Origin of the sequence: Actinophytocola sp., assembly GCF_035762905.1 — a bacterium.
Classification (GTDB): Bacteria; Actinomycetota; Actinomycetes; order Mycobacteriales; family Pseudonocardiaceae; genus DASYTH01.
Map to the genome: position 1 here is coordinate 61,909 of NZ_DASUCC010000146.1, position 22,027 is coordinate 83,935.

Here is a 22,027-nt window from a genome sequence, read left to right on the forward strand (position 1 = left end):
CGGTGGAGCCGTGACCGACGTGGTGGCCGACATCGTGGCCGATGTCGTCGCAGCGATCCGGCACGGCAGCATGGTGTACTGCCGCAACCGGTTCCACGCGCCCTGGGGCGTCGCCATCCCGGCCGGAACGATCGCCAGCTTTCACGTCGTCGGCGCCGGCAAATGCTGGCTGGTGCCGGATGGCGGCGAACCGCTGCGGCTCAACGAGGGTGATGTCGTTCTGGTGCCGTCCGGGAACGGGCACGCGCTCGTGGACCTGCCCGGCCGCCCGGCGCGCGACGTCGCGGAGCTGATCGGCGGCCAGCCCGGACAGGTCGTCCCGCCGCCGGAGCTGGTGATCGACGGTGACGGCCCGGTGACCACGTTGCTGTGTGGCGGGTTCGTGCTCGATGCCCGCCGGCACCCGCTCGCCGCGTTGCTCCCGCCGGTCGTGCACATCGACTCCGGTCAGGCCGCCGGTACCGGCCTGGCCGCGGCGATCGACCTGCTACGAGCCGAGATCGACCGCACCGATCCCGGCGCACCGGCCGTCATCGCGGCACTTGCCGACCTGTTGTTCGTCTACCTGCTGCGGGCCTGGCTCACCGAGCGGCGCGACCACGACGGTTGGGTGCGCGCGCTCTATGACCCCACGGTCGGCGGCGCACTCGCCCTGATCCACGCCGACCCGGCGCACCCCTGGACGGTGGCCGCGCTGGCCCGCGCGGTGGCCGTTCCCCGCGCCACGTTCAGCCGCCGCTTCACCACACTGACCGGCCAGCCGCCGATGAGCTACGTGACCACCTGGCGGATGGCCGTCGCGGCCCGACTGCTGCGCGATCACCAGGCACCGCTGCGCGAAGTGGCCCGAAAGGTCGGCTACGACTCGGAGTTCGCCTTCGCGCGAGCATTCAAGCGCAGCACAGGCCAGGCTCCTGGCCGCTACCGGGTGGCGGCCAGATGACCTTCAGCGGGTCCACCGGGCATGCAGCGCACGGGGTTTGCGGAAGACCAGGCCATGGGGTGTGGGTGGGTCGGGCAGGTGCAGTGCGGGCAGGGTGAGCAGAACCCGGGCCGTGCACAGGGTTTCGGTGCGGGCGAGCTGTGCGCCGGGGCAGAAATGCGGGCCCTTGGCGAAGGCGAGATGGGCGCGGGCGTTGGGGCGGTGCAGATCGAACCGGTCCGGGTCGGGGAAGACGGCGGGGTCGCGGTTGGCGGCGGCGAGGGAGACGGTGACCAGATCGCCGCGACGGATCCGCGCGCCGGCCATGGCGATGTCGCGGGTGGCGTAGCGGTCGACGACCGCGGCGGCGGGCTCGAGGCGAAGGGATTCCTCGACCGCATTGGGCAGCAGTGCCGGGTCGGCGGTCACCGCGGCGCGCGCCTCGGGGTGGGTGAGCAGGTGCAGCACCGCGTTGGTGATCATGCCTTCGGTGGTATCGATGCCGCCGAACAGCAGGACGGCCGCGTTGGACACGATCTCCGCCGGCCGCAGGCGGTCGGCGGCCTCGGCGAGCAGGGATGGCCCGGAAGCGGCCAGGGTGCGTTGCACCGCGCGGCGCAGCGCGTCGACGGCGGCGTGGGCCGGTGCCGGAATGGCGTGGCCGGCGGTGACCTCCGAGACGGCGACGACGAGCGCGGCGTACCAGGAACGCACCGTCGAAACATCCACATCGGACAGTCCGAGGGCCTCGGCCAGCACGGCGACCGCGAGCGGGCCGGCCACCTCGGCGCGCAGCTCGGCGGTGCCGGCCGGTCGGATCGCGCCGACCAGACGGTCCACTTCGGACTCGATGAACCCGGTGAACCGGGCGCGCACGGCCGGCCGCCGAAACGGCGCGCCGAACGGCTCGCGGTGCCGGGCGTGTTCGGGGCCGTCGAGCGAGAGCATGCTGGGCCCGACGACCCGCGCGGTGGAGAACCGGGGATCGTCGACCGTGAACGTCGCCGGATCACGCATCACCCGGACGGCGAGGTCGTACCGGGTGACCAGCCACGCGTTCAGCGCCGGCACCCAGGACACCGGCCCGCCGGCTCGCAGCCGGGCCAGCACCGGGTGCGGATCCGCCGCCAGCCCGGCCACCGTCGCGTCCACCGGTCTCACTGTATTTGACAGCCTCGGCCGGCTCATGCACTATTTCACTACTTCATTAGTGAAAGGGTGCTGCCGTGATCGAGTTCCGCCTCGACCGAGGTTCCGGGGTCGCGACGTACCTGCAGCTCGTGCACCAGGTCCGGCACGCGCTGCGGCTCGGTGCGCTGCTGCCCGGCGATCGGTTACCCACGGCCAAGGAGGTCGTCGCCCAGCTCGCGATCAACCCCAACACGGTGCTCAAGGCCTACCGCGAGCTGGAACGGGAGGGGCTGGTCGCCGCGCAGCCGGGGCTGGGCACGTTCGTGCGGCAGACGCTCGGCGGCGCGTCCCTGCCGGACCACACCCGGCTGCGCCGGGACCTGGCCGGCTGGGTCCGTGACGCCCGCACCGCCGGGCTGGACCAGGAGGACATGGAGGCGTTGTTCGCCTCGGTGCTGCTCGAGTCGTTTCGGGAGGGGATCGCATGACGGATGAGCCGACCGTGCTCACCGCCACCGGGCTGGGCAAACGATACCGGCGCCTGTGGGCGTTGCGCGGCTGCTCGCTTGCCGTCCCGGCCGGCCGGGTCGTCGCGCTGGTCGGCCCGAACGGCGCCGGAAAGTCCACCCTGCTCAACCTGTTGACCGGCCTGCTCACCCCGACCGAGGGGCAGCTGCGGGTGTTCGGCCAGCCACCAGGACGGCCCGCGACGCTGGCCCGGGTGGCGTTCGTGGCCCAGGACCGGCCGCTGTTCGACGGGTTCACCGTCGCCGACATGCTGCGCTTCGGCCGGCACCTGAACCCGCGGTGGGACCCCGGCCTGGCCGAGGAACGCCTTGCGGCACTGGACATTCCGCTGAACCGCAAGGTGGGCAAGCTGTCCGGCGGACAGCAGGCACAGGTCGCGCTGACCGTCGCCCTCGGGAAACGACCCGACCTGCTGCTGCTCGACGAGCCACTGTCCAACCTGGACCCGTTGGCCCGGCACGACCTCATGCGCTCCCTGATGGCCGCGGTCGCCGAGGTCGGGCTGACCGTCGTGCTGTCCTCGCACATCGTGGCGGACCTGGAGAACACCTGCGACTGGCTGGTCGTGCTCAACCGCGGCCGAGTGCAGGTCAGCGGCGATCTGGAGGACCTGCTGACCTCCCACCGGGTGCTGACCGGTCCGGTGGAGCTGGCCGACCGGCTGCCCGCCGACGTCGCGTTGATCGAGGACAGCCGGACCGACCGGCAGGCGAACCTGTTGGTGCGCAACGGATCCGCGCCGATACTCGATCACAGATGGAGCAACCGTCCGGCGAGCCTGGAAGAGCTGGTGCTCGCCTACCTGCGCCGCCCGGAGGCCGCGGCCCTCCCCCGCCCCGCGCTGACCGGTGCCTGACCGAGGAGTTCTCGACATGTGGTGGCTCACCTGGCGACAGCACCGGTCCCAGATCCTGGTCACGGCCGGACTGCTGACGGCCCTCGGGGTCTTCCTCCTGATCAACGGGCTCACGGCGGACGGCCTCGCGACCGGCCGGCCGAACCTGGTCCGCGGTGACCACTTCGCCGCCGTGTACAACGTGATCGGCTGGATGGCCCTGGCGCCCGCGTTGATCGGGCTGTTCTGGGGCACGCCGGTGCTCGGCCGGGAGTTCGAACGCGGCACGCACCGGCTCGCCTGGACCCAGTCGGTGTCGCTGCGCCGCTGGCTCGCGGTCAAGCTCGGCCTGCTCGGCGCCTTGGTGGCACTCGCCGGCCTGGCGCTGGGGGCGATGGTCGGCGCCTGGCTGTCGGTCTACCGGGGGTTGTCGATGGCCGACCGGTTCGGCAACCCCGGCCTGTTCGTGCTGACCGGGGTAGTGCCGGCCGCCTGGTGGCTGTTCGCGTTCATGACGGGGGTGGCCGCGGGCGCGGTGTGCCGGCGGATCATGCCGGCGATCGCGGTCACCGTCGCCGTGCTGCTGACGATCATCCTCGCCATGTTCTTCTACAACGTCCGGGGTCACTACGCGCCGGCCGAGCGGGCGGTCGTCGAAGTGGCCCCGAGCACCGGCGAGATGTTTCCGAGCGACTGGTTCCTGCTCGACATCGAGTCCACCTCATCGGACGCCGAGCAGGTCATCCGCTACCACCCGGCGGACCGGTACTGGCGGTTCCAGTGGACCGAGACCGGGCTGCTGCTGATCGCCACCATCGTGTTGGGCGGGGTGGCCGTTACCCGCGCCACGCGCAGTCGAAACTAAACAATCGGGGTAACTCTATCCGGTCACTCAAGTTGTCGATGTCAGCCTCCCCCACCACGATTGGGCCGGCCCGAAAGAGGGCGCAGGTAAATCGTGACCCGAGGAGGAGAAGATCCATGAAACTAAGACGATTCGCCGGCCCAATTCTGTCAATGGCGCTGGTCGCCACGACCCTACTCGTCGGTTCGGGAACGGCGTCCGCGGCTCCGGCTCCGATGTTCGTGACGGCAAAGGCACGGCACAGCGGAAAGTGTCTCGACGTGAGCGGCGGAAGTACCAACAACGGAGCGAACCTGATCCAGTGGGAGTGCCACGGTGGGGCCAACCAGCACTTCCTGGTGCTGCCGCTCGGTGGCGGAGGGGCCCTGATCGTCGCCCGGCACAGCGGACACTGCCTCGATGTGAGCGGCGGAAGCACGGCGAACGGTGCCGCCATCATCCAATGGCCGTGTCACGGCGGCCTGAACCAGCAATGGGTGCGGCGGGACACGTCGGACGGACAGACCAGGCTGGTCGCCCGGCATAGTGGCAAGTGCGTCGACGTAGCCGGCGCGAGCAATTCGAACGGTGCGCGGATCATTCAGTGGCCCTGTCACAATCAGTTCAACCAGCAGTGGCGCATCAGCTGAGCTGACCGACAAGCTACGGCGAATACCGAAACAGCAATTGGACGGCCGGGGTGCGGGAGTACCGCACCCCGGCCGCTGCTTACTGATCGGTGGGGGACCGGGAGGCATTCGCGCGGCGCGGCGCGCCGCTGCCCGGCGGGCCTGGGTGCAGCCCCGCCGGGCGCCCGGTCAGGGTGCTGCCTCCTCCAGCACGTGACCGTTGCCGTTGCCGTTGCCGTTCAGCGCGGCGATCGAGGCGACCTGCACGCCGGAGTTGGGCGCCGCCGACCGGATCGCACTGCCGAGCTGCGAGGCCGTGGTCTCCGCCGTCCAGCGATGCCGCAGCTCGAGCAGGGTGACGCCGATCAGCTCGAGCGCCGGTCCGGCCGGTTCCAGCACGCGCCGCTCGACCTCGGCGTGGTCGAGTTCGGCTGGGGTTACATCCGCGGTCTTGAGGGTGTGCCACAGCAGTGAGGTGCACACCGTGCGCAGGTACTCGTCCGGATCCTGGTGCCCGTACCAGGACAGGTAGAGCAGGTCGGGGTTGATCTTGAAGGTGATCGACCAGTGCGTGTCCCAGGTCCGCTCCTCCCTGGGAACCGCGACGTTGAGTTGCCAGGTTTGCGGCAGGGCCGACCGCTTGAGGACTCCGCCGACGAACGGGACGTGGAACGCCCAACCGGGCTTGATGGGCTGCGCGTTGCGCCGGACCCGGCCACGCAGGTGACGCAGGCCCAACTCGTCCTGGTTGACGTATTTGGCGCTCTTGGCCAGCAGGACCAGCGACACGGCGACGATCAGAACACCCTTGAGCCAACCGTCGAACGAATCCCACACCTGGTCCACGAACGGCACGCTGCTCAACATGGTTCATCACCTCTTCTCCGACCGGCCGCCGGGCCAGCTCGTTCAAACCGGACAAGGCGGCATGGCCAGATTGTGAGTGGCGAAGACCGGAATTTCTATACCCCTAAGGTCCAAACCAACGGGGCTTGAGCCTGCCATCACCGGGAAGGCAGCGACGGCTACTGTGGGCTCACCGGGCCGCAACCGACAGGAGACCGAATGGCACGCGATAAGCCCACCGTCCCTCCCGGCGAGGGCGCGCCCCCGACCGACCTCGTGGTGGAGGACATCACCGTCGGAGAGGGTCAGGAGGCCCGGGCCGGCCAGACCGTCACGGTGCACTACGTCGGCGTCACGCACGACTCCGGCAAGGAGTTCGACGCATCGTGGAACCGAGGCGAGCCGTTCCGGTTCCCGCTCGGCGGTGGCCGGGTGATCGCCGGCTGGGATCAGGGCGTGGCCGGCATGAAGGTCGGCGGCCGGCGCAAGCTGACCATTCCGCCGCACCTGGCCTACGGCGATCGCGGCGCCGGCGGCGTGATCAAGCCCGGCGAGACCCTGATCTTCGTGGTGGACCTGCTCGGGGTGAGCTAACCGGCCAGCGCGGCTCGCGCGGCGGCGACGGCCTGCCCGGCGTAGCCCCCGCCGAACAGCACGGTGTGCACGAGCAGCGGAAACAGCTGGTGCAGCGGCACCCGGGCCGGCCAGCCCGGGGCGAGTGGCGCGTGCTCGTCGTAGGCGGCCAGGATCCGGTCCAGGTGCGGGCAGCCGAACAGGGCGAGCATCGCCAGGTCGGTCTCCCGGTGGCCGCCGTGCGCGGCCGGGTCGATCAGCCACACCTCGGCGTCCGCCCACAGCACGTTGCCCGACCACAGGTCGCCGTGCAGCCGGGCCGGGGGCTCCGACGGGCCGGCGAGGTCCTCGATCCGCGCGCACACCCGGTCGAAGATCGCGGCGTCGAGCAGCCCGGCGTCCGCCGCCGGGCGCAGGTAGGGCCGGATGCGGTGCTCGGCGTACCAGGCCGGCCAGGCCGGGCCCGGCTCGTTGCGCATCGGCGCGGCCCCGATCCAGGCGTCGGCCGGGCCGCCCGGAGGTGCGACGCCGAACGCGCCGGCTCCGGTCGCGTGCAGGCCGGCCAGCCCACGGCCGAACGCCTCGGCGGCGGCACGGCCGGCCCGGCCGGCCGGCACCCGGTCCATGACCAGCCAGCCAGCACCCGAGCCGAGCACCCCGGGCACCCGCACCGGTCCCTCGGCCAGCCAGCGCAGCGAGGCCGCCTCGGCCAGCGCGGCGCTCGGCTCGGGGTGCCGTTTGGCCACGGCGGCGGTGCCGTCGGACAGCTCGACGGCGAACACCGAGCCGCTGATCGCGTGCACGGCGCGCGCGGAGCGGCCGGTCAGCCGGGTGACGGTCGTCCCGACCTCGCTCACGACGGCAGGTTGCGGCGGACCCAGTCGAGCAGGCCGGGCACCGCCGCCTCGATCATGGTGAGCACCTCGGTGAAGCCCTGCCGACCGCCGTAGTAGGGGTCCGGGACGTCGAGATCGCGGCCGGCGTCCGGGTCGAACGAGCGGAACATCCGGACTCGGTCGGCGTCCTGGCCGTCAAGCAGGCCGCGCAGCCGGTACTCGTGGCCGCTGTCCATGGCCAGCAGCAGGTCGGCCGCCAGGTGCCGGTCATCCACCTGCGCGGCCACGTGGTGGGTGGGGTAGCCGCCGCCGGACAGGGTGCGCGCCGCGCGCGGGTCGGCCGGCTCGCCGACGTGCCACGCCCCGATCCCGGCGCTGGTCACCCGAACCCGATCGGCCAGCCCGGCTCGGCGCAGATGCTCCTCGAACACCAACGCGGCCATCGGCGAGCGGCAGATGTTGCCGGAGCACACGAAGCAGACGTGCAGCTGACCGTTCGGCTCAGCCATGGAGCCGATCCAGCACGGGCAGCAGCGCGGCGGGGTCCTCGACGTGGGCGTTGTGGCCGAGGCCGGGCAGCAGGACCGAGTCTGGCCGCAGCTTGGCCAGGTGCGCCCCGGGGGACATCGGGTCGTGCTCGCCGGCGGCGAGCAGCACCTCGGCCCGGCTGGCGGCCAGCAGGCCGGGCATGTCCGGGGCACCGACGGCGAACGCGGCCGGGTCCAGGGTGAGCCGCCAGCCGCCGTCCGCCTCGCGGATCGCGCGGTCCACCAGCGGCGCGTCCGGTGCCACCAGCCCGGTCAGGCCGGCCACTCGCAGCGCCCGCTCGGCGGCCTCGGCGCGGGTGTCGAACACCCGGTTGGGCCGGGTGGCGAGCTCCGCCGCCTTGGCCAGTTCCTCGGCCGACCAGCGCACCTTGATGCCCAGGCCGCACACCGCCGACACCTGCACGCCGAACCAACCGCTGGCAAGGGCCAACCCCACGGCTCCACCCAGCGAGTGGCCGAGCACGGCCACCCGCCGACCGCGCGGCAGGTCCTCGGCCACCTCGGCGGCCAGGCCACCGAAGGAGTAGCGCTTCAGCGGTCCGGAAAAACCGTGGCCGGGCAGGTCGTGGGCCAGCCACGGACCCGGCCACCGCTCGGGCAGCAGCTTCACCAGCCCGTCCCAGACCTTGCTGTTCGCCCCCAACCCGTGCAGCAGCAGAAGCAACGGCTCACTCTCGCTCACGGGTGGGATCATTCCCTACCGTGGGCAGCGACGCCGAGACGATCGTCGACCCGGACACCTACCTGCGGGGCGTGCCGTACGAGGCGTTGGCGCGGTTACGGAGCCGTGCGCCGGTGGTGTGGGTGGAGGAGCCGGCGGTGGACTCCTGGCCGGCCGGGCCGGGCTTCTGGGCGGTACTGCGGCACGCGGACGTGCGGCACGTGCTGCGCCATCCCCGGGTGTTCTCCTCGCAGCTCGGGGCCACCCAGATCCGCGACCCGGCCGGTTCGGCGGCGCTGGCCTATGTGCGCCGGATGATGCTCAACCTGGATCCGCCCGAGCACTCCCGGCTGCGTGGCCTGCTGACCCAGGCGTTCACCCCGCGCGCCGTCGCCCGGCTGGAGCGGCGGATCGAGGGGTGGGCCCGGGATCTGGTGGCCGCCGTCGCCGATCGGGGCGAGTGCGACTTCGCCAAGGAGGTCGCCGCGGATCTGCCACTGCTCACGCTGGCCGAGGTGTTCGGCGTGCCCGCGGCGGACCGGTGGCTGATGTTCGACTGGAGCAACCGGGTGATCGGCTACCAGGACCCGGAGTACGCGGTGAGCGCCCGGGCCGACGCGACCGGGTCCACGGACATGGCCCGGCGGGCGATCGCGCTGCGCCCGGTCCCGGACGCCGCCGGGCGGATGCCGGACCCGCGCACCCGGGAGGGGATGCCGGACCTGTACGCCTATGCCGCCGAACTGGGCGAGTACAAGCGGCGCCGGCCCGGCGAGGATGTGATGAGCAACCTGATGCGGCACGTGGACTCCGACGGCGGTCGGGTCGGCATCGCCGAGTTCGAGAATCTGTTCTGGCTGTTCTCGGTGGCGGGCAACGAAACCCTGCGCAACGGCCTACCCGGCGGGATGCTGGCCCTGGCCGCGAACCCGCAGGCCCAGGCCGCGCTGCGGGCGGACCGCTCGCTGCTGCCCGGCGCGGTCGAGGAGATGCTGCGCTGGTGGACGCCGGTGATGCACTTCCGGCGGACCGCGACCGAGGACACCGAGCTGGCCGGGACCCGGATTCGGGCCGGGGACAAGGTGGTGGTCTGGTTCTCCGCGGCCAACCGGGATCCGGCGGTGTTCGGTGAACCGGACACGTTCCGGATCACCCGGTCGCCCAACGACCACCTCAGCTTCGGGCACGGCCCACACTTCTGCCTCGGCGCGCACCTGGCCCGGGTGCAGCTGCGGGCGATGTTCGCCGCCGTGCTCGACCTGCTTGGGGAGGTCGAGCCCGGCGGTGAACCGGTGCGGCTGCGGTCGAACTTCCAGAACGGGATCAAGAGCCTCCCGATCCGGTGGCAAGGTTGATCAGCAGCCGCCGCAGTTGTAGTACGTCACGTCCCAGTGGTTGCTCTCCAGGAAGTAGATGTTCCCGGAGCCCGACCGCCACTTGTTGCCGCCGATCGAGGTGAAATTGTTCCTGATGTAGTTGCCGATGCAGTTGCTCAGGCTGTAGTCGAGCTTGTAGCCGTTCCAGTGGCTGTAGGTGCCGCTGGCGTGCCCGGTCTCGGTGCCACCGGTGACGTTCAGCGCGCACCCGCTGGCCGACCTCAGGGTCTGGGCACCCTGGATGGTCGCCAGGTTCACCTGCTCGAACGAAGTGCAGGTGGAGTTGTTGCGATTGCTGCAGCCGCCGCTGGACGACCAGGTGATCCCCGACGAGCGCAGCCGGGACGTCGCCTGTGCGTGGGTCAGCTTGGTGACCAGCACGGTGAAGCCGGGAGCGTTGGTGTCGAAGACCGGATCGATCTCCTTGTCGTGCACCGACGCCTGGGCCGTCACCGTGGCCATGACCATGGCGAGGGCGGCGATCGTCAGCGCGACGAGCGACCGCAACAGAGCAGTCCTCATAGGTTGGTTACCTCCCGGGTGTGCAGGGGATACTCGGGGATGACGATCCGGCAGCGTAGTAGTAACTAACCAGATAGCAAAGACTTCAAGCGGAAACTTTCCAACTGAGAATGTCGCGTCGCGGTGAGACGCATAGCTCCCGGATCGCCAGCGCCAGCGCCACCAGCACCAACCCCACCGCGCAGAGGACCGACGCGGGCATCCCGGCGGCGTGGAACACCGCGGCCAGCAATGCCGTGCCCAGCGCGGCGCCGATCCGCTGGCCGGTCTGCAACAACCCGGCGGACACCCCGGCCATTCGTGCCGGCACCTCGGTCATGGTCAGCGCCGTGTTCGGCGCGATCACCGCACCACCGCCGATTCCGGCCAGCAGCAACGGGAACAGCACCCAGCCGGCCACCTGGTCCGCCGGCAGCACCACGCCGATCAGCGCGACCGCCGCGAAGCCCACCGTGACCAGGCTCAGCCCGGCGACCGTCACCCACCGCCCCCACCGGTGCAGCACCCGCCCGGCCAGCGCGGCGGACACCCCGCCGAGCGCGTACGGGGTCAACACCAGTCCGGTCACCAGCGCCGAGAGGCCGACCGTCACCTGGAAGTACAGCGCGAAGACCAGCCACACCCCGCTGAACCCGGCGAAGTACACCGCCCCGAGCACCGATCCGGCCCGGTAGCCGACAACCTCGGTGAACAGCCGAAGATCGACCACCGGCGCCCGCCCGGTGGCCATCCGCCGCCGCTGCCACCGCACGAACGCAAGCAGGAACACCCCGGCCACCGGGAACATCCACCACAGCCGGGAAAGCCCGCCGTCCTCCGACTGCACGACCGGCAGCAGCACGCCGAGCACGGCCAGCCCGAGCAGCACGATCCCGGCCACGTCGATCTCCGTGGCACCGGACCCCCGCTCGATACGCGGCACCAGCCGGGCGGCCAGGATCAGGGCGAGCACGCCGAGTGGCACGTTGACCAGGAACACCCAGCGCCAGCCGTCCGGCTCGCCGAACCCGCCGATCAGCAACCCACCGACCACCGGGCCCACCGCGGTCGACACACTCAGCGTCGCGCCGAGCATGCCGAACGCCCGGCTGCGCTCCGCACCGCGGAACATGTCCTGGATCAGCCCGAGGTTCTGCGGCGTGATGAACCCGCCGGCCACGCCCTGCAGCAGCCGGGCCACCACCAGCAGGGTCAGCGACGGGGCAGCCCCGGCCGCCGCACTGGTCACCACGAAGCCGGTGAGTGCGATCAGATACATCCGGCGCCGGCCGAACGCGTCGCCCAGCCGGCCGCCGGCGACCAGCGCGAGGCCGAACATCAACGGGTATCCGGACACCACCCACTGCACGCCGCTCGCGGACGCATCGAGTCCACTTTGGATGGACGGCACCGCCACCGTGACGATGGTGACGTCGAGCAGCACCATGAAGCCGCCGGCCTGGGTCACCAGGAAAGCCCGCCAGCGGCGGGGATCGTTGCCCGGTTGTGCGCCCGCCACCTCCGCGTCCCGCGCCGCCATGGTTCGAGCCTACTGAGGCAACCTTCTTGGTACAGGTGCGTCTTAATAAGTAACCCAGCGCTGGGAACTCGACAATCCATTCTCCCGGCAGGAGGTCCAGCAGATGACCACCGTATTCAGACGCGGGATGACCGCGCTCACCGCGATCGCGATCGTGGTGTTGGGCACGATCGTCGCCGGTGCCCCGGCGTCATCGGCCGCTCAACCGACCACCCCGTCGATGACCAACATCCGCACCGGGCTGAACTCCGGCTTCGACCGGATCGTTCTGGACATGACCGGTCAGGTGCAGGACGTCGTCTGGGGCTTCACCGACGAGTTGACCGAGGATCCGACCGGCGACATCGTCTGGCTCACCGGCGAGCGCTTCGTCTGGGTGACCGTCATCGGCGCCACCATGCACGATCAGGCGGGCAACCCCACCTACCCCGGGCCGCGGAAGTTCCGCACCCGCAACCTCAGCAACGTCATGGCGGTCGCGACCACCGGCGACTTCGAGGCCACCCTGGGGATCGGACTCGGCCTGCGGAACCAGACCTGGGTCCGGGTGTCCACCCTCACCGGACCCAACCGGGTGGTCATCGACGTCGGCCACTGATCCCAAATCCGCTCAGCGGAACGGAATCCACGCCCGCTGAGCGAGCCGGTCGAGGTCGCTGACCAGAACTCCGGACCCGGACACCGTCCACAGCTCGTCGCCGATCACCAGGGCGCGACGCACGCCGGGGTCCGGGTACCGGCCCGGTTCCACTGGGTGCGTGATCATCCCGAGCTCGGTGAACGCATCGCCGGCCAGCCGGAGCACCAACGCTCCACCCATCCCCGCCTTCTCGGTGCGGTCCCGGACATTGATCACCGGCAGCACCACCAGCCCCTTTTCCGGCCAGTACAGGAAGGCGTGCGGATCGAACTCCACCTCGGACGTTCCGCCCGGCAGTTGGTACTGCGCCAGCCGGCGGGCACTGCTCAGGTTCGCGGTGTCGAACAGCGACACCTGGGTGCCCAGCCGGCGGCCGGTCTCGGTGGCCTCCTGCCCGACGCCGAGCAACCGGCCGGCGCCGGCCGCGTGCAGGTACGCCGAGTAGCCGGTGATCTTCAGCTCGCCGGTCACCCGCGGCCGCGCCGGATCCGATAAGTCCACTGTGTACAGTGGATCGGTCTGCCGGAAGGTGACCACGTAGCCGACCGGGCCGATGAACCGCACCGAGTAGATCCGTTCTCCCACACCGAGTCCACCGACCCGGCCGACCGGAACCAGCTCGTCGCCGCGGCGCGCGAGCACGGTGACCATGCTCTCGGTCCGCCCGGTGTCCTCCCCGGTCGTGGTGGCTATCCGCAGATGGCCGGCGTGCTCGGACAGCGAGTACTGGTTGAGCAGCAGGCCGTTCACCCCGCCGGAAGCCACGTAGACCGGCCGGCCCGGGCCGGATATGTCGAACTGGTACACCTCGGTGCGTTGCTCCCCGGAAGGAGCGAACGAAGGCCGCGGCAGCACCCCGCCGAACGACACCCGGGTCTGGTGGTCGTCTGCGACGTAGAGGTTGCTTCCGGTGCCGTACACCGTATCCCCATCGGCCACAATGGACACCGGGTCGCCGGTGCCGAGCTGACCGGCCAGGTCGATGGTGAGCACGGTCAGCATCGCCGTTCCGGAGAAGCTGGCCGGATGGCTCACCGCCGCACACTCCACCAGCGTCCCCGACTCGCGCTTTCCGCCACTGTCCAGGTCATAGCGCGGCAGCCAGTCCTCGATCGGCGCGTTCTCGACGATGTCCCGGTTGCGGCGCAAGGCTTCCCGCTCCGACCGGGCGCCGTCCGGGTAGACGAACTCCAGCCGCGGCTCCGAGCGCAGCACCACCCTGGCCACCGAGCCGACCTGTCGCGCGTCCAGGTAACCGCCCTCGACGGCCAGCGTGCCGAGCACCTTTCCGGTGCCGGTCAGGTCGACCAGCACCAGTTCGGACCGGGTTCCCCCACCCGGCGCGGGCTTTCCCCGCCCCGGCACCGTATCCCCGGCCGGACCGACCAGCACCAGCGCGCGGTCTCCGCTGATCAGCAGCTGGGTGGCCGGGCCGCCGGGCAGATCGAGCAGCACGGTCACCGCCCGGGACGCCACGTCGACCACCCGCAGCCGGCCGTCCGCGATCGTGATCAGCCGCCGCCCGTCGGTCTTCACCAGGTCGGGCTCGTCGACGCCGGCCTCGTGCGTGTTCGTGGTCGAGTGCTCCTGCTCCTTCTTCTGCGAATCCTCGGCGAACCCGGGTTCGGCGGCCGCCCGGCCCTCCGCCGGCCGTGGCGCCGCCGGTCCGGCGGCCGGTGCCTGCGGCGGAGCGGCACCGGCACCGTCCTCGACGGCCATACCGCCGCCGCCAAGCCCGTACGGCCCCACCAGCGGCAACACCCGCCGGCGCAGCTCGCCGAGCGCGGCATCGCAGTCGTCGAACGCGACCAGGCTGATCCCCTCGGCGCCGACGATCGCATGGTCGCCGGTCGTCCCGTTTTCCCCCGGCCCGGCCGAACCCCACAGCACCAGGCCGGAAACCAGTGCCCCCACCGCCACCACCGGCGCGCCGATCCGCAGTCCCAGCGACAAGTCCCGTTTCATGCCCCCAGGACGGAGCCCCCCGGTAACCGGGTTGCTTGCGAATTCGACGAATACCTACGATCCGGCCCGTGCCGACCGCGAATCGCATCCTGGTGCCCTACCACCTCGACGATCACCTGCCGGAGCTCGACGTCCCGCCCGGTCCGTACCGAACGGTCACGGCCGAGCTGACCGGCGACGACGTCTGGTCCCGCATGGCGACGCTGTTCGAGGCGGTGGCCGACGCCGTGGCGGCGACCGAACGTCCGGTGGTGGTCTCCGGGGACTGCACTACGGCGGTCGGCACGATGACCGGGCTGCGCCGGGCCGGCCTCGATCCGGCGGTGGTGTGGTTCGACGCGCACGGCGACGTGCAGTCGCTGGAGACCACGACCTCCGGCTATCTCGGCGGCATCGCGCTGCGGCTGCTCTGCGGCTACCGGCCGGAGCTGGTCGCCGACCGGCTCGGGCTGCGCCCGGTGCCGGAGGACCGGGTGCTGCTGGTGGACGCCCGCGACCTTGACCCGCCCGAGGCGGAGTTCCTTGCCGGCTCGGCGATCCGGCGGGCCACGGTGCCCGGGCTCGCCGCGTCGGATCTGCCGGACGGGCCGATCTACCTGCACGTCGACCTGGACGTGGTGGACTCGGCCGAGCTGCCCGGGTTGCGCTTCCCGGCGCCCGGCGGTCCCGGCCAGGACGCGGTGGCCGCGGCCATCCAGCGGGTGCTGGACACCGGCCGGGTGTGCGCGTTCAGCGTGGGCTGCTGCTGGCACCCCGGCCGCGGTGCCGCCGCGGCCATCGGCGACCCGCTCGGCACGGCGCTGACCGCCTGGCCGTGACGGCCTGGGGCGCACGAATGCGCACGCGGGTTACCATGGTCGGGTGACCGCCGCGCTGAGGACCGTGCTCGCCAAGGCCGGCCTGCGGGTCGACCCGGACGAGTTCCTGACTCTCGTCGAGGACGCCGCCCGGCAACTGACGCCCGCCGATCCGGACCCGGCCGCGTACTTCGACGCGGCGTCGCGCCGGGCCCTCACCGACGCCGGCCTCGACCTCTCCCCTGCCGGGTCCGGCGAGCCCGACCACCGGGCCCGCACGGTGGCCGCCCTCGCGGTGCTGCGCGACTCGGCGCTGAACGCGGCCGACGCCGCGCGGACGGTCGGCGTCGACACCAGCCGGATCCGGCACCGGCTGCTCTCCCGGAAGCTCGCCGGCTGGAAGGAGCGCGGCGGCTGGCGGTTGCCGACCTGGCAGTTCACCAGGACCGGCGTACTGCCCGGGCTGGAGACCGTGCTCGGTTCGGTGCCGCCGGACCAGCCCGCGCTGGTCGTCGCGGCGTTCATGACCACCCCGCAGCCGGACCTGGTGCTGGACGGAGCGCCGGCCACCCCCCGGCAGTGGCTGCTGGCCGGCGGCGACCCCGGCCCGGTCGCCCGGCTCGCCTCGGCTCTCGGAGCGCCCGCGTAGCACATGGCCCGGCTCCCTCAGCCACCCGAACCCGCCGCGCTGCGCGCACTGTTGCGCCCCAAGGACGACATCGTCGTGGTGGACGGCGACACCCGGCTGGTGCGGGTGTTCGCCGCGGGCGGGCTGCATCGGCAGCGGTGGAACACGTTCCGCCGGGTGGGCCCACTGCCGCACGCCCGGTTCGACCCGCACCCGTTCCCGCCGGACGGCCGCCCGGCGCCCAGCCCCGACAACGGCGTCGTCTACTTCGGACTGACCGCGCGCACCAGCATCGCCGAGGTCTTCCAGAACACGTCCATCGTGGACCGTTCCACCCGCCGGCCCCAACTGGTGGTGCTGCGCCCCAGCCGCCCACTGCGCCTGCTGGACCTGGCCGGGCTGTGGCCGACCCGGGCCGGCGCCTCCCAGGAGATCAGCAGTGGCCCCCGGGCGCTCACCCAGGCCTGGGCCAGGAACATCCGGGCCGCCCACCCCGACCTGGACGGCCTGCTCTACCGCTCCTCGATGGACTCCGGCGACCCGGCGATCTGCCTGTGGGACCCACCCGCGGCGAGCGCGCTGCCGGCCAACCCGGACGTGCTGGTGCCGCTCAGTCACCCCGGCCTCGACCTGCCGCTGGCCCGGATCTGCGCCGAGCTGAACTACATCCTGCTCTGAGTGAAAGTAGGGTTACCCCTACCCCGGGTTCGGGTGCATCCCTGATGTCCGTGCGGTTCGCCGGCCAATAGCGTGATGCCCCAAGGGAACCACGAGGGAGGGCAGCGATGAACACCAAGGGCGCCACCACCATCCACCGGCCGCGTGTGTGGCTCGTCGCCGGCACCGGCGCCACCGCCGCCGACCCCACCGACCATCCCGTGGTCCGCGACAACCGGATGCGCACCTGGCGGGCCGGCGCCGACGGCCACTACCACTCCACCGACGGCTGGCACCACGCCACCTGGACCGAACTGCACGCCCGGTTCGATCTGGTCGAGGTCCTGACCGCGGCCTGACCCGAAAGCGTCAGCGGGGGTTGTCGGCCGCCGCGGGCTCGGGCTGCTCCTCGCGGGCGGCATTGATCCGGCGGGCGCGGATGACGCTGGCCACGGCGGTGATCACCAGGACGCCGATGATCACCGACAGGGACATGCCGATGTTGACCGTGGGCACCGGCACCGGTTCGCCGCCGTTGATGAACGGCAGCGAGTTGGTGTGCAGCGCCTCCAGCACCATCTTGACCCCGATGAAGCCCAGGATGACGGCGAGGCCGACCGCAAGGTAGTGCAGTTGCCGCAGCATGCCGCCGAGCAGGAAGTACAGCTGCCGCAAGCCCATGAGGGCGAACGCGTTGGCGGTGAAGACCAGGAACGGCTCCTTGGTCAGCCCGAAGATGGCCGGGATCGAGTCCACCGCGAAGATCAGGTCGGCCGAGCCGATCGCCACCATCACGATGAACAGCGGCGTGGCGAACCGCTTGCCGTCGATCTTGGTGAACACCTTGGAGCCGTCGTAGTCATCGGTGACCGGGAAGATCTTCCTGGCCCACCGGGTGACCCGGTTCTCCTCGTACTCCTCGTCGTCGCCGCCGATGCCGGACCGGGACAGCTTCCAGGCGGTGTAGACCAGGAACACGCCGAACAGGTAGAAGATCCAGCTGAACTGGGCGATCACCGCCGCGCCGATGGCGATGAAGATGCCGCGCAGGATCAGCGCCAGCAGGATGCCCACCAGCAGCACCTTGTGCTGGTGGATCGGCGGCACCGCGAACGCCGACATGATCACCAGGAAGATGAACAGGTTGTCCACCGACAACGAGTACTCGGTGATGTAGCCGGCGAAGAACTCACCGGCGTGGACGCCGCCGGAGAACAGCCAGATGCCCAGCCCGAACAGGGCCGCGCAGGCCACGTAGAACACCACCCACCGGGATGCCTCGCCGATGGTCACCTCGTGCGGCTTGCGGTCGACGATGACCAGGTCGATCGCCAGGAGCAGGAGCAGACCACCAATGGTGGCGATCCAGATCCACGCGGGGATGTTCATCCAGGTCCTTCCGGGTATGCGGACGTACGCCGACACCCAGAGGTCTCTTCCGCCAGCGGAAACCGCCGACCGACGGCGCCGGGACCAGGAGTCCGTGCTGACGACACCGCCGCGAAGGAGTACTCCCCTCCACGTCTCAGACCAATTGTCCCTTGTCCGCGCCCCACGCACCAGACGGGATTCGTCACAGCACCCTCTCAGCTACTCTCAGCAAACTTCGCATACCGTGCTTCCTGTGGCCAGGATCTCCCGCCGGCGGCTTCGCTGGATCGGCATCGCGTTGACCGCCGTCGTACTCGGCTCGGCCGCCCTGATCTGGGTGAACAGCGGCGGCGAAGCCCCCAGGGTGGATACCCGGGATCTGCAGATCAATGTCGTGGACGGCCCGGCCGGGGACGAGCCGGTGACGCTCGACGCCACCCTCTACACCCCGGCACCGGACCGGCTGCCGGCGCCGGCGATCATGGTCGCGCACGGCTTCGGCGGCAGCAAGCAGACCGTCGCCGACGACGCGCGCGAGTTGGCCGAGCGCGGATACGTGGTGCTCACCTGGTCGGCGCGCGGAATGGGCCGGTCCGGCGGCCAGATCGCGTTGAACTCCCCGGACTACGAGGTCGCCGACGCGCGGCAGCTGGTGGACTGGTTGGCCGACCGGTCCGAGGTGGTCAAGGACGGCCCGGACGACCCCAGGGTCGGGGTCACCGGCGGCTCCTACGGCGGTGCGCTGTCCCTGCTGCTGGCCGGCTTCGACCGGCGGGTGGACACGCTGGTCCCGGTGATCACCTACAACGACCTGAGCCAGGCCCTGCTGCCCAACTCGGCCACCAATGAGCCGCTGCCGAACACGCCGGCCGCCAACGCCTTCGCCGACAACGGCGTGTTCAAGCGGTCCTGGGCCGGGATCTTCTTCTCGGCCGGGATGGGCGGGGCCGGGCTGGCCAACCCCACGGGCGACGCGGTCGAACCGGGCACCGAGGACGACAGCCCGAACGCGGTCGCCGGCAACCAGCCGGTCGCCCCGGCGCCGCAGGACGGCGAGCGGACCGGCCCCGGTCCGGACGCCGCCGCCCTGTCCGGGAACCCGTGCGGGCGGTTCCAGCAGGAGATCTGCCTGGCCTATGCCGAGGTGGCCACCACCGGCCGGGCCAGCCAACAGGTGATCGACCTGCTGCGGTCGGTCTCGCCCATGGTGGCCACCAACCGGATCACCCAGCCCACCCTGCTGGTGCAGGGCGAGCAGGACACGCTGTTCGGGCTGGACCAGGCCGACGCCAACGCCCGGCAGATCAGCGCGGCCGGTGGTCCGGTGAAGGTCATCTGGTACACCGGCGGCCACGACGGCGGCCGGCCGGGGCCTGAGCTGCGCGACAAGATGGGCGACTGGTTCGACTTCCACCTGCGCGGGATCGGCACCGACCCGGGCACCAGCTTCGAGTACGCCGTGCAAGGAGCGTTGCGGGCGCAGGGCGCGCCGTCGGTGCGCACGGTCACCGCGGGCGGCTACCCGGGGCTGCCCGGCGCGACGCCCACCGAGCGCCGGACCCTGCTGCTGTCCGGCCCGGCCCAGATCGCGGTGAACCCGCCCGGTGGCAACCCGGCCTCGATCAGCAACATGCCCGGCCTCGGCTCGGTGATCGGCAGCTCGTCCCGGCTGGCCAACCGGGTCTCGGTGGACCTGCCCGGCCAGTCCGCCCGGTTCACCAGCCGGCGGCTCACCGCGCAACTGCTGATCGCCGGCGCCTCGACGGTGCGGCTTCGGGTGGCGGCCACCTCGGGGCTGCCGGCGCCGCCCGGCGGGGCGGTGCTGTTCGCCAAGCTCTACGACGTCGGGCCGGACGGGTCGCGGTTGCTGCCCGGTTCGGCGGTGTCCCCGGTGCGGGTTCCCGAGATGCCGGCCGACGGCACCCCGGTCGAGGTCACCGTGACGCTGCCCGGCATCGTGCGGCCGGTCGAGACCGACCACCGGGTGGAGCTGGTGGTCACCACCACCGACCAGGCCTACGCCACTCCGGCGCTGCCAGCCGCGTACTCGATCTCGTTGCCCGACGACCGCACGGAGCTCGCGGTGCCGGTGGTGAGCGGGTCCCGGTCCGGCACCGGGCCGCCGGGTGGCCCGCTGGTCGGCATCGCCGTCGTGTTCGGGATCTGTGTGCTGGCCGCGATCTGGGGGACGCTGCGCCGCCGCCGGGCCGTCGACGTGGACGCCGGTCTTGCCGGGGTTCCGCTGGTGATCGAGAACCTGTCCAAGGCGTATCCGGGCGGCGTGATCGCGGTGGACGACCTGTCCTTCCGGGTGGAGCGCGGCCAGGTGCTCGGCCTGCTCGGGCCGAACGGAGCCGGCAAGACCACCACGTTGCGGATGCTGATGGGCCTGGTGCACCCGACCGGCGGCACCATGCGGGTGTTCGGGCACAAGGTGTACCCGGGAGCCCCGGTGCTGTCCCGGATCGGCTCGTTCGTCGAGGGCCCCGGGTTCCTGCCGCACCTGTCCGGCCGGGCGAACCTGGAGCTGTACTGGGCGGCGTCCGGACGGCCGGCCGAGGCGGCGCACTTCCACGAGGCGCTGGAGATCGCCGGGCTCGGCGACGCGGTGCACCGGCGGGTGCGCACCTACAGCCAGGGCATGCGGCAGCGGCTGGCCATCGCGCAGGCCATGCTCGGCCTGCCGGATCTGCTGGTTCTCGACGAACCGACCAACGGGTTGGATCCGCCGCAGATCCACCAGATGCGCGAGGTGCTGCGCCGCTACGCCACCACCGGCCGCACCGTGCTGGTGTCCAGCCACCTGCTGGCCGAGGTCGAGCAGACCTGCGACCACGTCGTGGTGATGCACCGGGGCAAGCTGGTCGCGGCCGGAGCGGTCGAGGTGATCGTGGCCGGCGGCGGTGAGGCCACGTTCCGGGTGGGTGACCCGCAGGCCGCCGCCGACGTGCTGCGCTCGGTGGACGGGGTCGAGGCGGTGACCGTGGACGGCCCGGTGGTCCATGCCGATCTGGACGGCCTGCCCCGGTCCGCGGCGATCGGCGCGCTGGTCCGGGCCGGGGTCGAGATCGAGCAGGTCGGTCCGCGGCGACGACTCGAGGATGCCTTCCTGCAACTGGTGGGAGAGGAGCCATCGTGAGCGGGAGCGAGGACGCGGCGCCGGCTGGACTGAGGAGCAGCGCAGCCGCGAGGAACGAGCGGCGAGCAGCGGACGAGGGAAGCCGGCGCCAGCAGCGTCCGAGCGGGAGCGAACCATTGAGCACAGACCATCAGGTGCACACCGATCCGGCGGCGATCGACGAGTTGGAGCAGGCCGCGTCGCATGAGCATCTGGCGGTGGCGCCGGACGGTTCGGTGGTCGGCTACCGGAGCGGGCGCACGCTGCGGCTGCGGGTGGAGCTGGCTCGGCAGCTGCGCAGGCGGCGCACCCAGCTGGTGTTCGGATTCCTGGTGCTGCTGCCGTTCATCCTGTGGGCGGCGTTCGAGTTCGGCACCTCGGACGGCGCCCGGCGCTCCGGCGGTTTCGTCGACCTGGCCACCGCGAGCGCGCCGAACTTCGTGGTGTTCACGCTGTTCGCGTCCGGATCGTTCCTGCTGCCGGTGATCGTCGCGCTGTTCTTCGGCGACACCGTGGCCAGCGAGGCGTCCTGGTCCAGCCTGAAGTACCTACTGGCCATGCCGATCCAGCGGCACCGGCTGATGCGGCAGAAGACGCTGACCTCCGGCCTGCTGGCCCTGTCCGCGATCACCCTGCTTCCGCTGGTCGCCCTGCTGGTCGGCATGCTCTTCTACGGCACGGGCGAGGCGGTCAGCCCGACCGGCGACGCGATCTCCTTCGGCGACTCGATGATCGCTCTGGTGCTGACCATCTGCTACCTGGCCATTCACCTGTCCTGGATGGCCGGCCTGGCCCTGTTCCTCAGCGTCTCCACCGACGCCCCGCTCGGCGCCGTCGGCGGCACGGTGCTGGTGTCGATCCTGTCCCAGATCCTCGACCAGATCACCGCGCTCGAGAACCTGCGCAACTACCTGCCCACGCACTACGGCCTCGCCTGGTCCGACCTGATCTCCAGTGATCCCGACTGGACCAACCTCACCAGCGGTGCCTTCTCGGCGGTCGTCTACGCCGCCATCTTCGGCCTGCTCGCCTGGCGCCGGTTCCAGACCAAGGACATCACCAGCTGACGGTGTAGCCGCGA

23 protein-coding genes are annotated in these 22,027 nt (G+C 71.4%); 14 read left to right on the forward strand and 9 right to left on the reverse strand.

Annotated features, from left to right (window positions below; translation table 11 throughout):
• Window positions 1-10: 10 nt before the first annotated feature.
• Window positions 11-943 (forward strand): AraC family transcriptional regulator, encoded by a 933-nt coding sequence (locus tag VFV67_RS31500; protein ID WP_326474337.1) that lies wholly within the window; start codon window positions 11-13, stop codon window positions 941-943.
• 3 nt (window positions 944-946) lie between these two features.
• Here the strand turns inward: VFV67_RS31500 and VFV67_RS31505 are convergent, their stop codons facing one another.
• Window positions 947-2,074, reverse strand: coding sequence for a cytochrome P450 (locus VFV67_RS31505; RefSeq protein WP_326474338.1), 1,128 nt, complete (start codon window positions 2,072-2,074; stop codon window positions 947-949).
• Window positions 2,075-2,148: 74 nt separating this feature from the next.
• Between VFV67_RS31505 and VFV67_RS31510 the strand changes: the two genes are divergently transcribed.
• From VFV67_RS31510 to VFV67_RS31525, 4 genes are all read left to right on the forward strand, one after another.
• Entirely contained in the window at window positions 2,149-2,541 is a 393-nt protein-coding gene (locus VFV67_RS31510) for a GntR family transcriptional regulator (protein ID WP_326474339.1), read from the forward strand.
• Entirely contained in the window at window positions 2,538-3,437 is a 900-nt protein-coding gene (locus VFV67_RS31515) for an ABC transporter ATP-binding protein (RefSeq protein ID WP_326474340.1), read from the forward strand. The genes VFV67_RS31510 and VFV67_RS31515 overlap by 4 nt, the downstream gene beginning before the upstream one ends.
• Window positions 3,438-3,453: 16 nt before the next feature.
• Window positions 3,454-4,281, forward strand: coding sequence for an ABC transporter permease (locus tag VFV67_RS31520; RefSeq protein WP_326474341.1), 828 nt, complete (start codon window positions 3,454-3,456; stop codon window positions 4,279-4,281).
• Between the two features lie 152 nt (window positions 4,282-4,433).
• Window positions 4,434-4,910: an RICIN domain-containing protein gene (locus tag VFV67_RS31525; RefSeq protein ID WP_326474342.1), complete on the forward strand. Its 477-nt coding sequence runs from the start codon at window positions 4,434-4,436 to the stop codon at window positions 4,908-4,910.
• Window positions 4,911-5,078: 168 nt separating this feature from the next.
• On the opposite strand, the gene VFV67_RS31530 is transcribed toward VFV67_RS31525, so the two are convergent.
• A complete protein-coding gene (locus VFV67_RS31530) occupies window positions 5,079-5,756 on the reverse strand; it encodes an SPFH domain-containing protein (protein WP_326474343.1) in 678 nt (225 codons plus the stop codon).
• A gap of 198 nt (window positions 5,757-5,954) precedes the next feature.
• Between VFV67_RS31530 and VFV67_RS31535 the strand changes: the two genes are divergently transcribed.
• Window positions 5,955-6,329, forward strand: coding sequence for an FKBP-type peptidyl-prolyl cis-trans isomerase (locus VFV67_RS31535; protein WP_326474344.1), 375 nt, complete (start codon window positions 5,955-5,957; stop codon window positions 6,327-6,329).
• Here VFV67_RS31535 and VFV67_RS31540 read toward each other — a convergent pair.
• From VFV67_RS31540 to VFV67_RS31550, 3 genes are read right to left on the reverse strand one after another with little or no spacing between them, the layout of a single operon-like run.
• Window positions 6,326-7,165, reverse strand: a complete 840-nt coding sequence (locus VFV67_RS31540) for a fructosamine kinase family protein (RefSeq protein WP_414636384.1) — start codon at window positions 7,163-7,165, stop codon at window positions 6,326-6,328. The genes VFV67_RS31535 and VFV67_RS31540 overlap by 4 nt on opposite strands.
• Window positions 7,162-7,653: a low molecular weight protein-tyrosine-phosphatase gene (locus VFV67_RS31545; protein ID WP_326474345.1), complete on the reverse strand. Its 492-nt coding sequence runs from the start codon at window positions 7,651-7,653 to the stop codon at window positions 7,162-7,164. The genes VFV67_RS31540 and VFV67_RS31545 overlap by 4 nt, the downstream gene beginning before the upstream one ends.
• Entirely contained in the window at window positions 7,646-8,374 is a 729-nt protein-coding gene (locus tag VFV67_RS31550) for an alpha/beta fold hydrolase (protein ID WP_414636385.1), read from the reverse strand. Before VFV67_RS31550 ends, VFV67_RS31545 begins: the two co-directional genes overlap by 8 nt.
• 20 nt (window positions 8,375-8,394) lie before the next feature.
• On the opposite strand from VFV67_RS31550, the gene VFV67_RS31555 reads away from it, so the two are divergent.
• Window positions 8,395-9,708, forward strand: coding sequence for a cytochrome P450 (locus VFV67_RS31555; RefSeq protein ID WP_326474347.1), 1,314 nt, complete (start codon window positions 8,395-8,397; stop codon window positions 9,706-9,708).
• Here VFV67_RS31555 and VFV67_RS31560 read toward each other — a convergent pair whose 3' ends face one another.
• Together VFV67_RS31560 and VFV67_RS31565 are read right to left on the reverse strand one after the other, a co-directional pair.
• Window positions 9,709-10,251 carry a hypothetical protein gene (locus tag VFV67_RS31560; RefSeq protein WP_326474348.1) on the reverse strand — a complete coding sequence of 181 codons (543 nt, stop codon included), beginning with the start codon at window positions 10,249-10,251 and terminating at the stop codon, window positions 9,709-9,711.
• Window positions 10,252-10,336: 85 nt separating this feature from the next.
• Window positions 10,337-11,770, reverse strand: coding sequence for an MFS transporter (locus tag VFV67_RS31565; RefSeq protein WP_326474349.1), 1,434 nt, complete (start codon window positions 11,768-11,770; stop codon window positions 10,337-10,339).
• Window positions 11,771-11,873: 103 nt separating this feature from the next.
• Between VFV67_RS31565 and VFV67_RS31570 the strand changes: the two genes are divergently transcribed.
• Complete coding sequence (locus VFV67_RS31570) at window positions 11,874-12,368, forward strand: AMIN-like domain-containing (lipo)protein (protein WP_326474350.1); 495 nt, start codon at window positions 11,874-11,876, stop codon at window positions 12,366-12,368.
• Window positions 12,369-12,380: 12 nt separating this feature from the next.
• Here VFV67_RS31570 and VFV67_RS31575 read toward each other — a convergent pair whose 3' ends face one another.
• On the reverse strand, window positions 12,381-14,375 hold the full coding sequence (locus tag VFV67_RS31575) for a beta-propeller domain-containing protein (protein ID WP_326474351.1): 1,995 nt from the start codon (window positions 14,373-14,375) through the stop codon (window positions 12,381-12,383).
• Window positions 14,376-14,443: 68 nt separating this feature from the next.
• On the opposite strand from VFV67_RS31575, the gene VFV67_RS31580 reads away from it, so the two are divergent.
• The 4 genes from VFV67_RS31580 (at window position 14,444) to VFV67_RS31595 (ending at window position 16,816) form a co-directional block, all read left to right on the forward strand.
• Complete coding sequence (locus tag VFV67_RS31580) at window positions 14,444-15,193, forward strand: arginase family protein (protein WP_326474352.1); 750 nt, start codon at window positions 14,444-14,446, stop codon at window positions 15,191-15,193.
• 43 nt (window positions 15,194-15,236) lie between these two features.
• On the forward strand, window positions 15,237-15,821 hold the full coding sequence (locus tag VFV67_RS31585; RefSeq protein WP_326474353.1) for a DNA-binding protein: 585 nt from the start codon (window positions 15,237-15,239) through the stop codon (window positions 15,819-15,821).
• Window positions 15,822-15,824: 3 nt separating this feature from the next.
• Entirely contained in the window at window positions 15,825-16,478 is a 654-nt protein-coding gene (locus VFV67_RS31590; protein WP_326474354.1) for an RES family NAD+ phosphorylase, read from the forward strand.
• 107 nt (window positions 16,479-16,585) lie between these two features.
• A complete protein-coding gene (locus VFV67_RS31595; protein WP_326474355.1) occupies window positions 16,586-16,816 on the forward strand; it encodes a hypothetical protein in 231 nt (76 codons plus the stop codon).
• 10 nt (window positions 16,817-16,826) lie between these two features.
• On the opposite strand, the gene VFV67_RS31600 is transcribed toward VFV67_RS31595, so the two are convergent.
• Entirely contained in the window at window positions 16,827-17,846 is a 1,020-nt protein-coding gene (locus VFV67_RS31600; protein WP_326474356.1) for a TerC family protein, read from the reverse strand.
• A 235-nt stretch (window positions 17,847-18,081) separates the two neighbouring features.
• On the opposite strand from VFV67_RS31600, the gene VFV67_RS31605 reads away from it, so the two are divergent.
• Window positions 18,082-20,967, forward strand: coding sequence for an alpha/beta fold hydrolase (locus VFV67_RS31605; RefSeq protein ID WP_326474357.1), 2,886 nt, complete (start codon window positions 18,082-18,084; stop codon window positions 20,965-20,967).
• Between the two features lie 116 nt (window positions 20,968-21,083).
• Window positions 21,084-22,013 carry an ABC transporter permease gene (locus tag VFV67_RS31610; protein WP_326474358.1) on the forward strand — a complete coding sequence of 310 codons (930 nt, stop codon included), beginning with the start codon at window positions 21,084-21,086 and terminating at the stop codon, window positions 22,011-22,013.
• Window positions 22,014-22,027: the final 14 nt, after the last annotated feature.

Coding starts and splice junctions, on each gene's coding strand:
- VFV67_RS31570 (WP_326474350.1), top strand. CDS start 11,874: ATGACCACCGTATTCAGACGCGGGATGACCGCGCTCACCGCGATCGCG.
- VFV67_RS31535 (WP_326474344.1), top strand. CDS start 5,955: ATGGCACGCGATAAGCCCACCGTCCCTCCCGGCGAGGGCGCGCCCCCG.
- VFV67_RS31575 (WP_326474351.1), bottom strand. CDS start 14,375: ATGAAACGGGACTTGTCGCTGGGACTGCGGATCGGCGCGCCGGTGGTG.
- VFV67_RS31530 (WP_326474343.1), bottom strand. CDS start 5,756: ATGTTGAGCAGCGTGCCGTTCGTGGACCAGGTGTGGGATTCGTTCGAC.
- VFV67_RS31515 (WP_326474340.1), top strand. CDS start 2,538: ATGACGGATGAGCCGACCGTGCTCACCGCCACCGGGCTGGGCAAACGA.
- VFV67_RS31560 (WP_326474348.1), bottom strand. CDS start 10,251: ATGAGGACTGCTCTGTTGCGGTCGCTCGTCGCGCTGACGATCGCCGCC.
- VFV67_RS31590 (WP_326474354.1), top strand. CDS start 15,825: ATGGCCCGGCTCCCTCAGCCACCCGAACCCGCCGCGCTGCGCGCACTG.
- VFV67_RS31565 (WP_326474349.1), bottom strand. CDS start 11,770: ATGGCGGCGCGGGACGCGGAGGTGGCGGGCGCACAACCGGGCAACGAT.
- VFV67_RS31525 (WP_326474342.1), top strand. CDS start 4,434: ATGGCGCTGGTCGCCACGACCCTACTCGTCGGTTCGGGAACGGCGTCC.
- VFV67_RS31600 (WP_326474356.1), bottom strand. CDS start 17,846: ATGAACATCCCCGCGTGGATCTGGATCGCCACCATTGGTGGTCTGCTC.
- VFV67_RS31520 (WP_326474341.1), top strand. CDS start 3,454: ATGTGGTGGCTCACCTGGCGACAGCACCGGTCCCAGATCCTGGTCACG.
- VFV67_RS31545 (WP_326474345.1), bottom strand. CDS start 7,653: ATGGCTGAGCCGAACGGTCAGCTGCACGTCTGCTTCGTGTGCTCCGGC.
- VFV67_RS31595 (WP_326474355.1), top strand. CDS start 16,586: ATGAACACCAAGGGCGCCACCACCATCCACCGGCCGCGTGTGTGGCTC.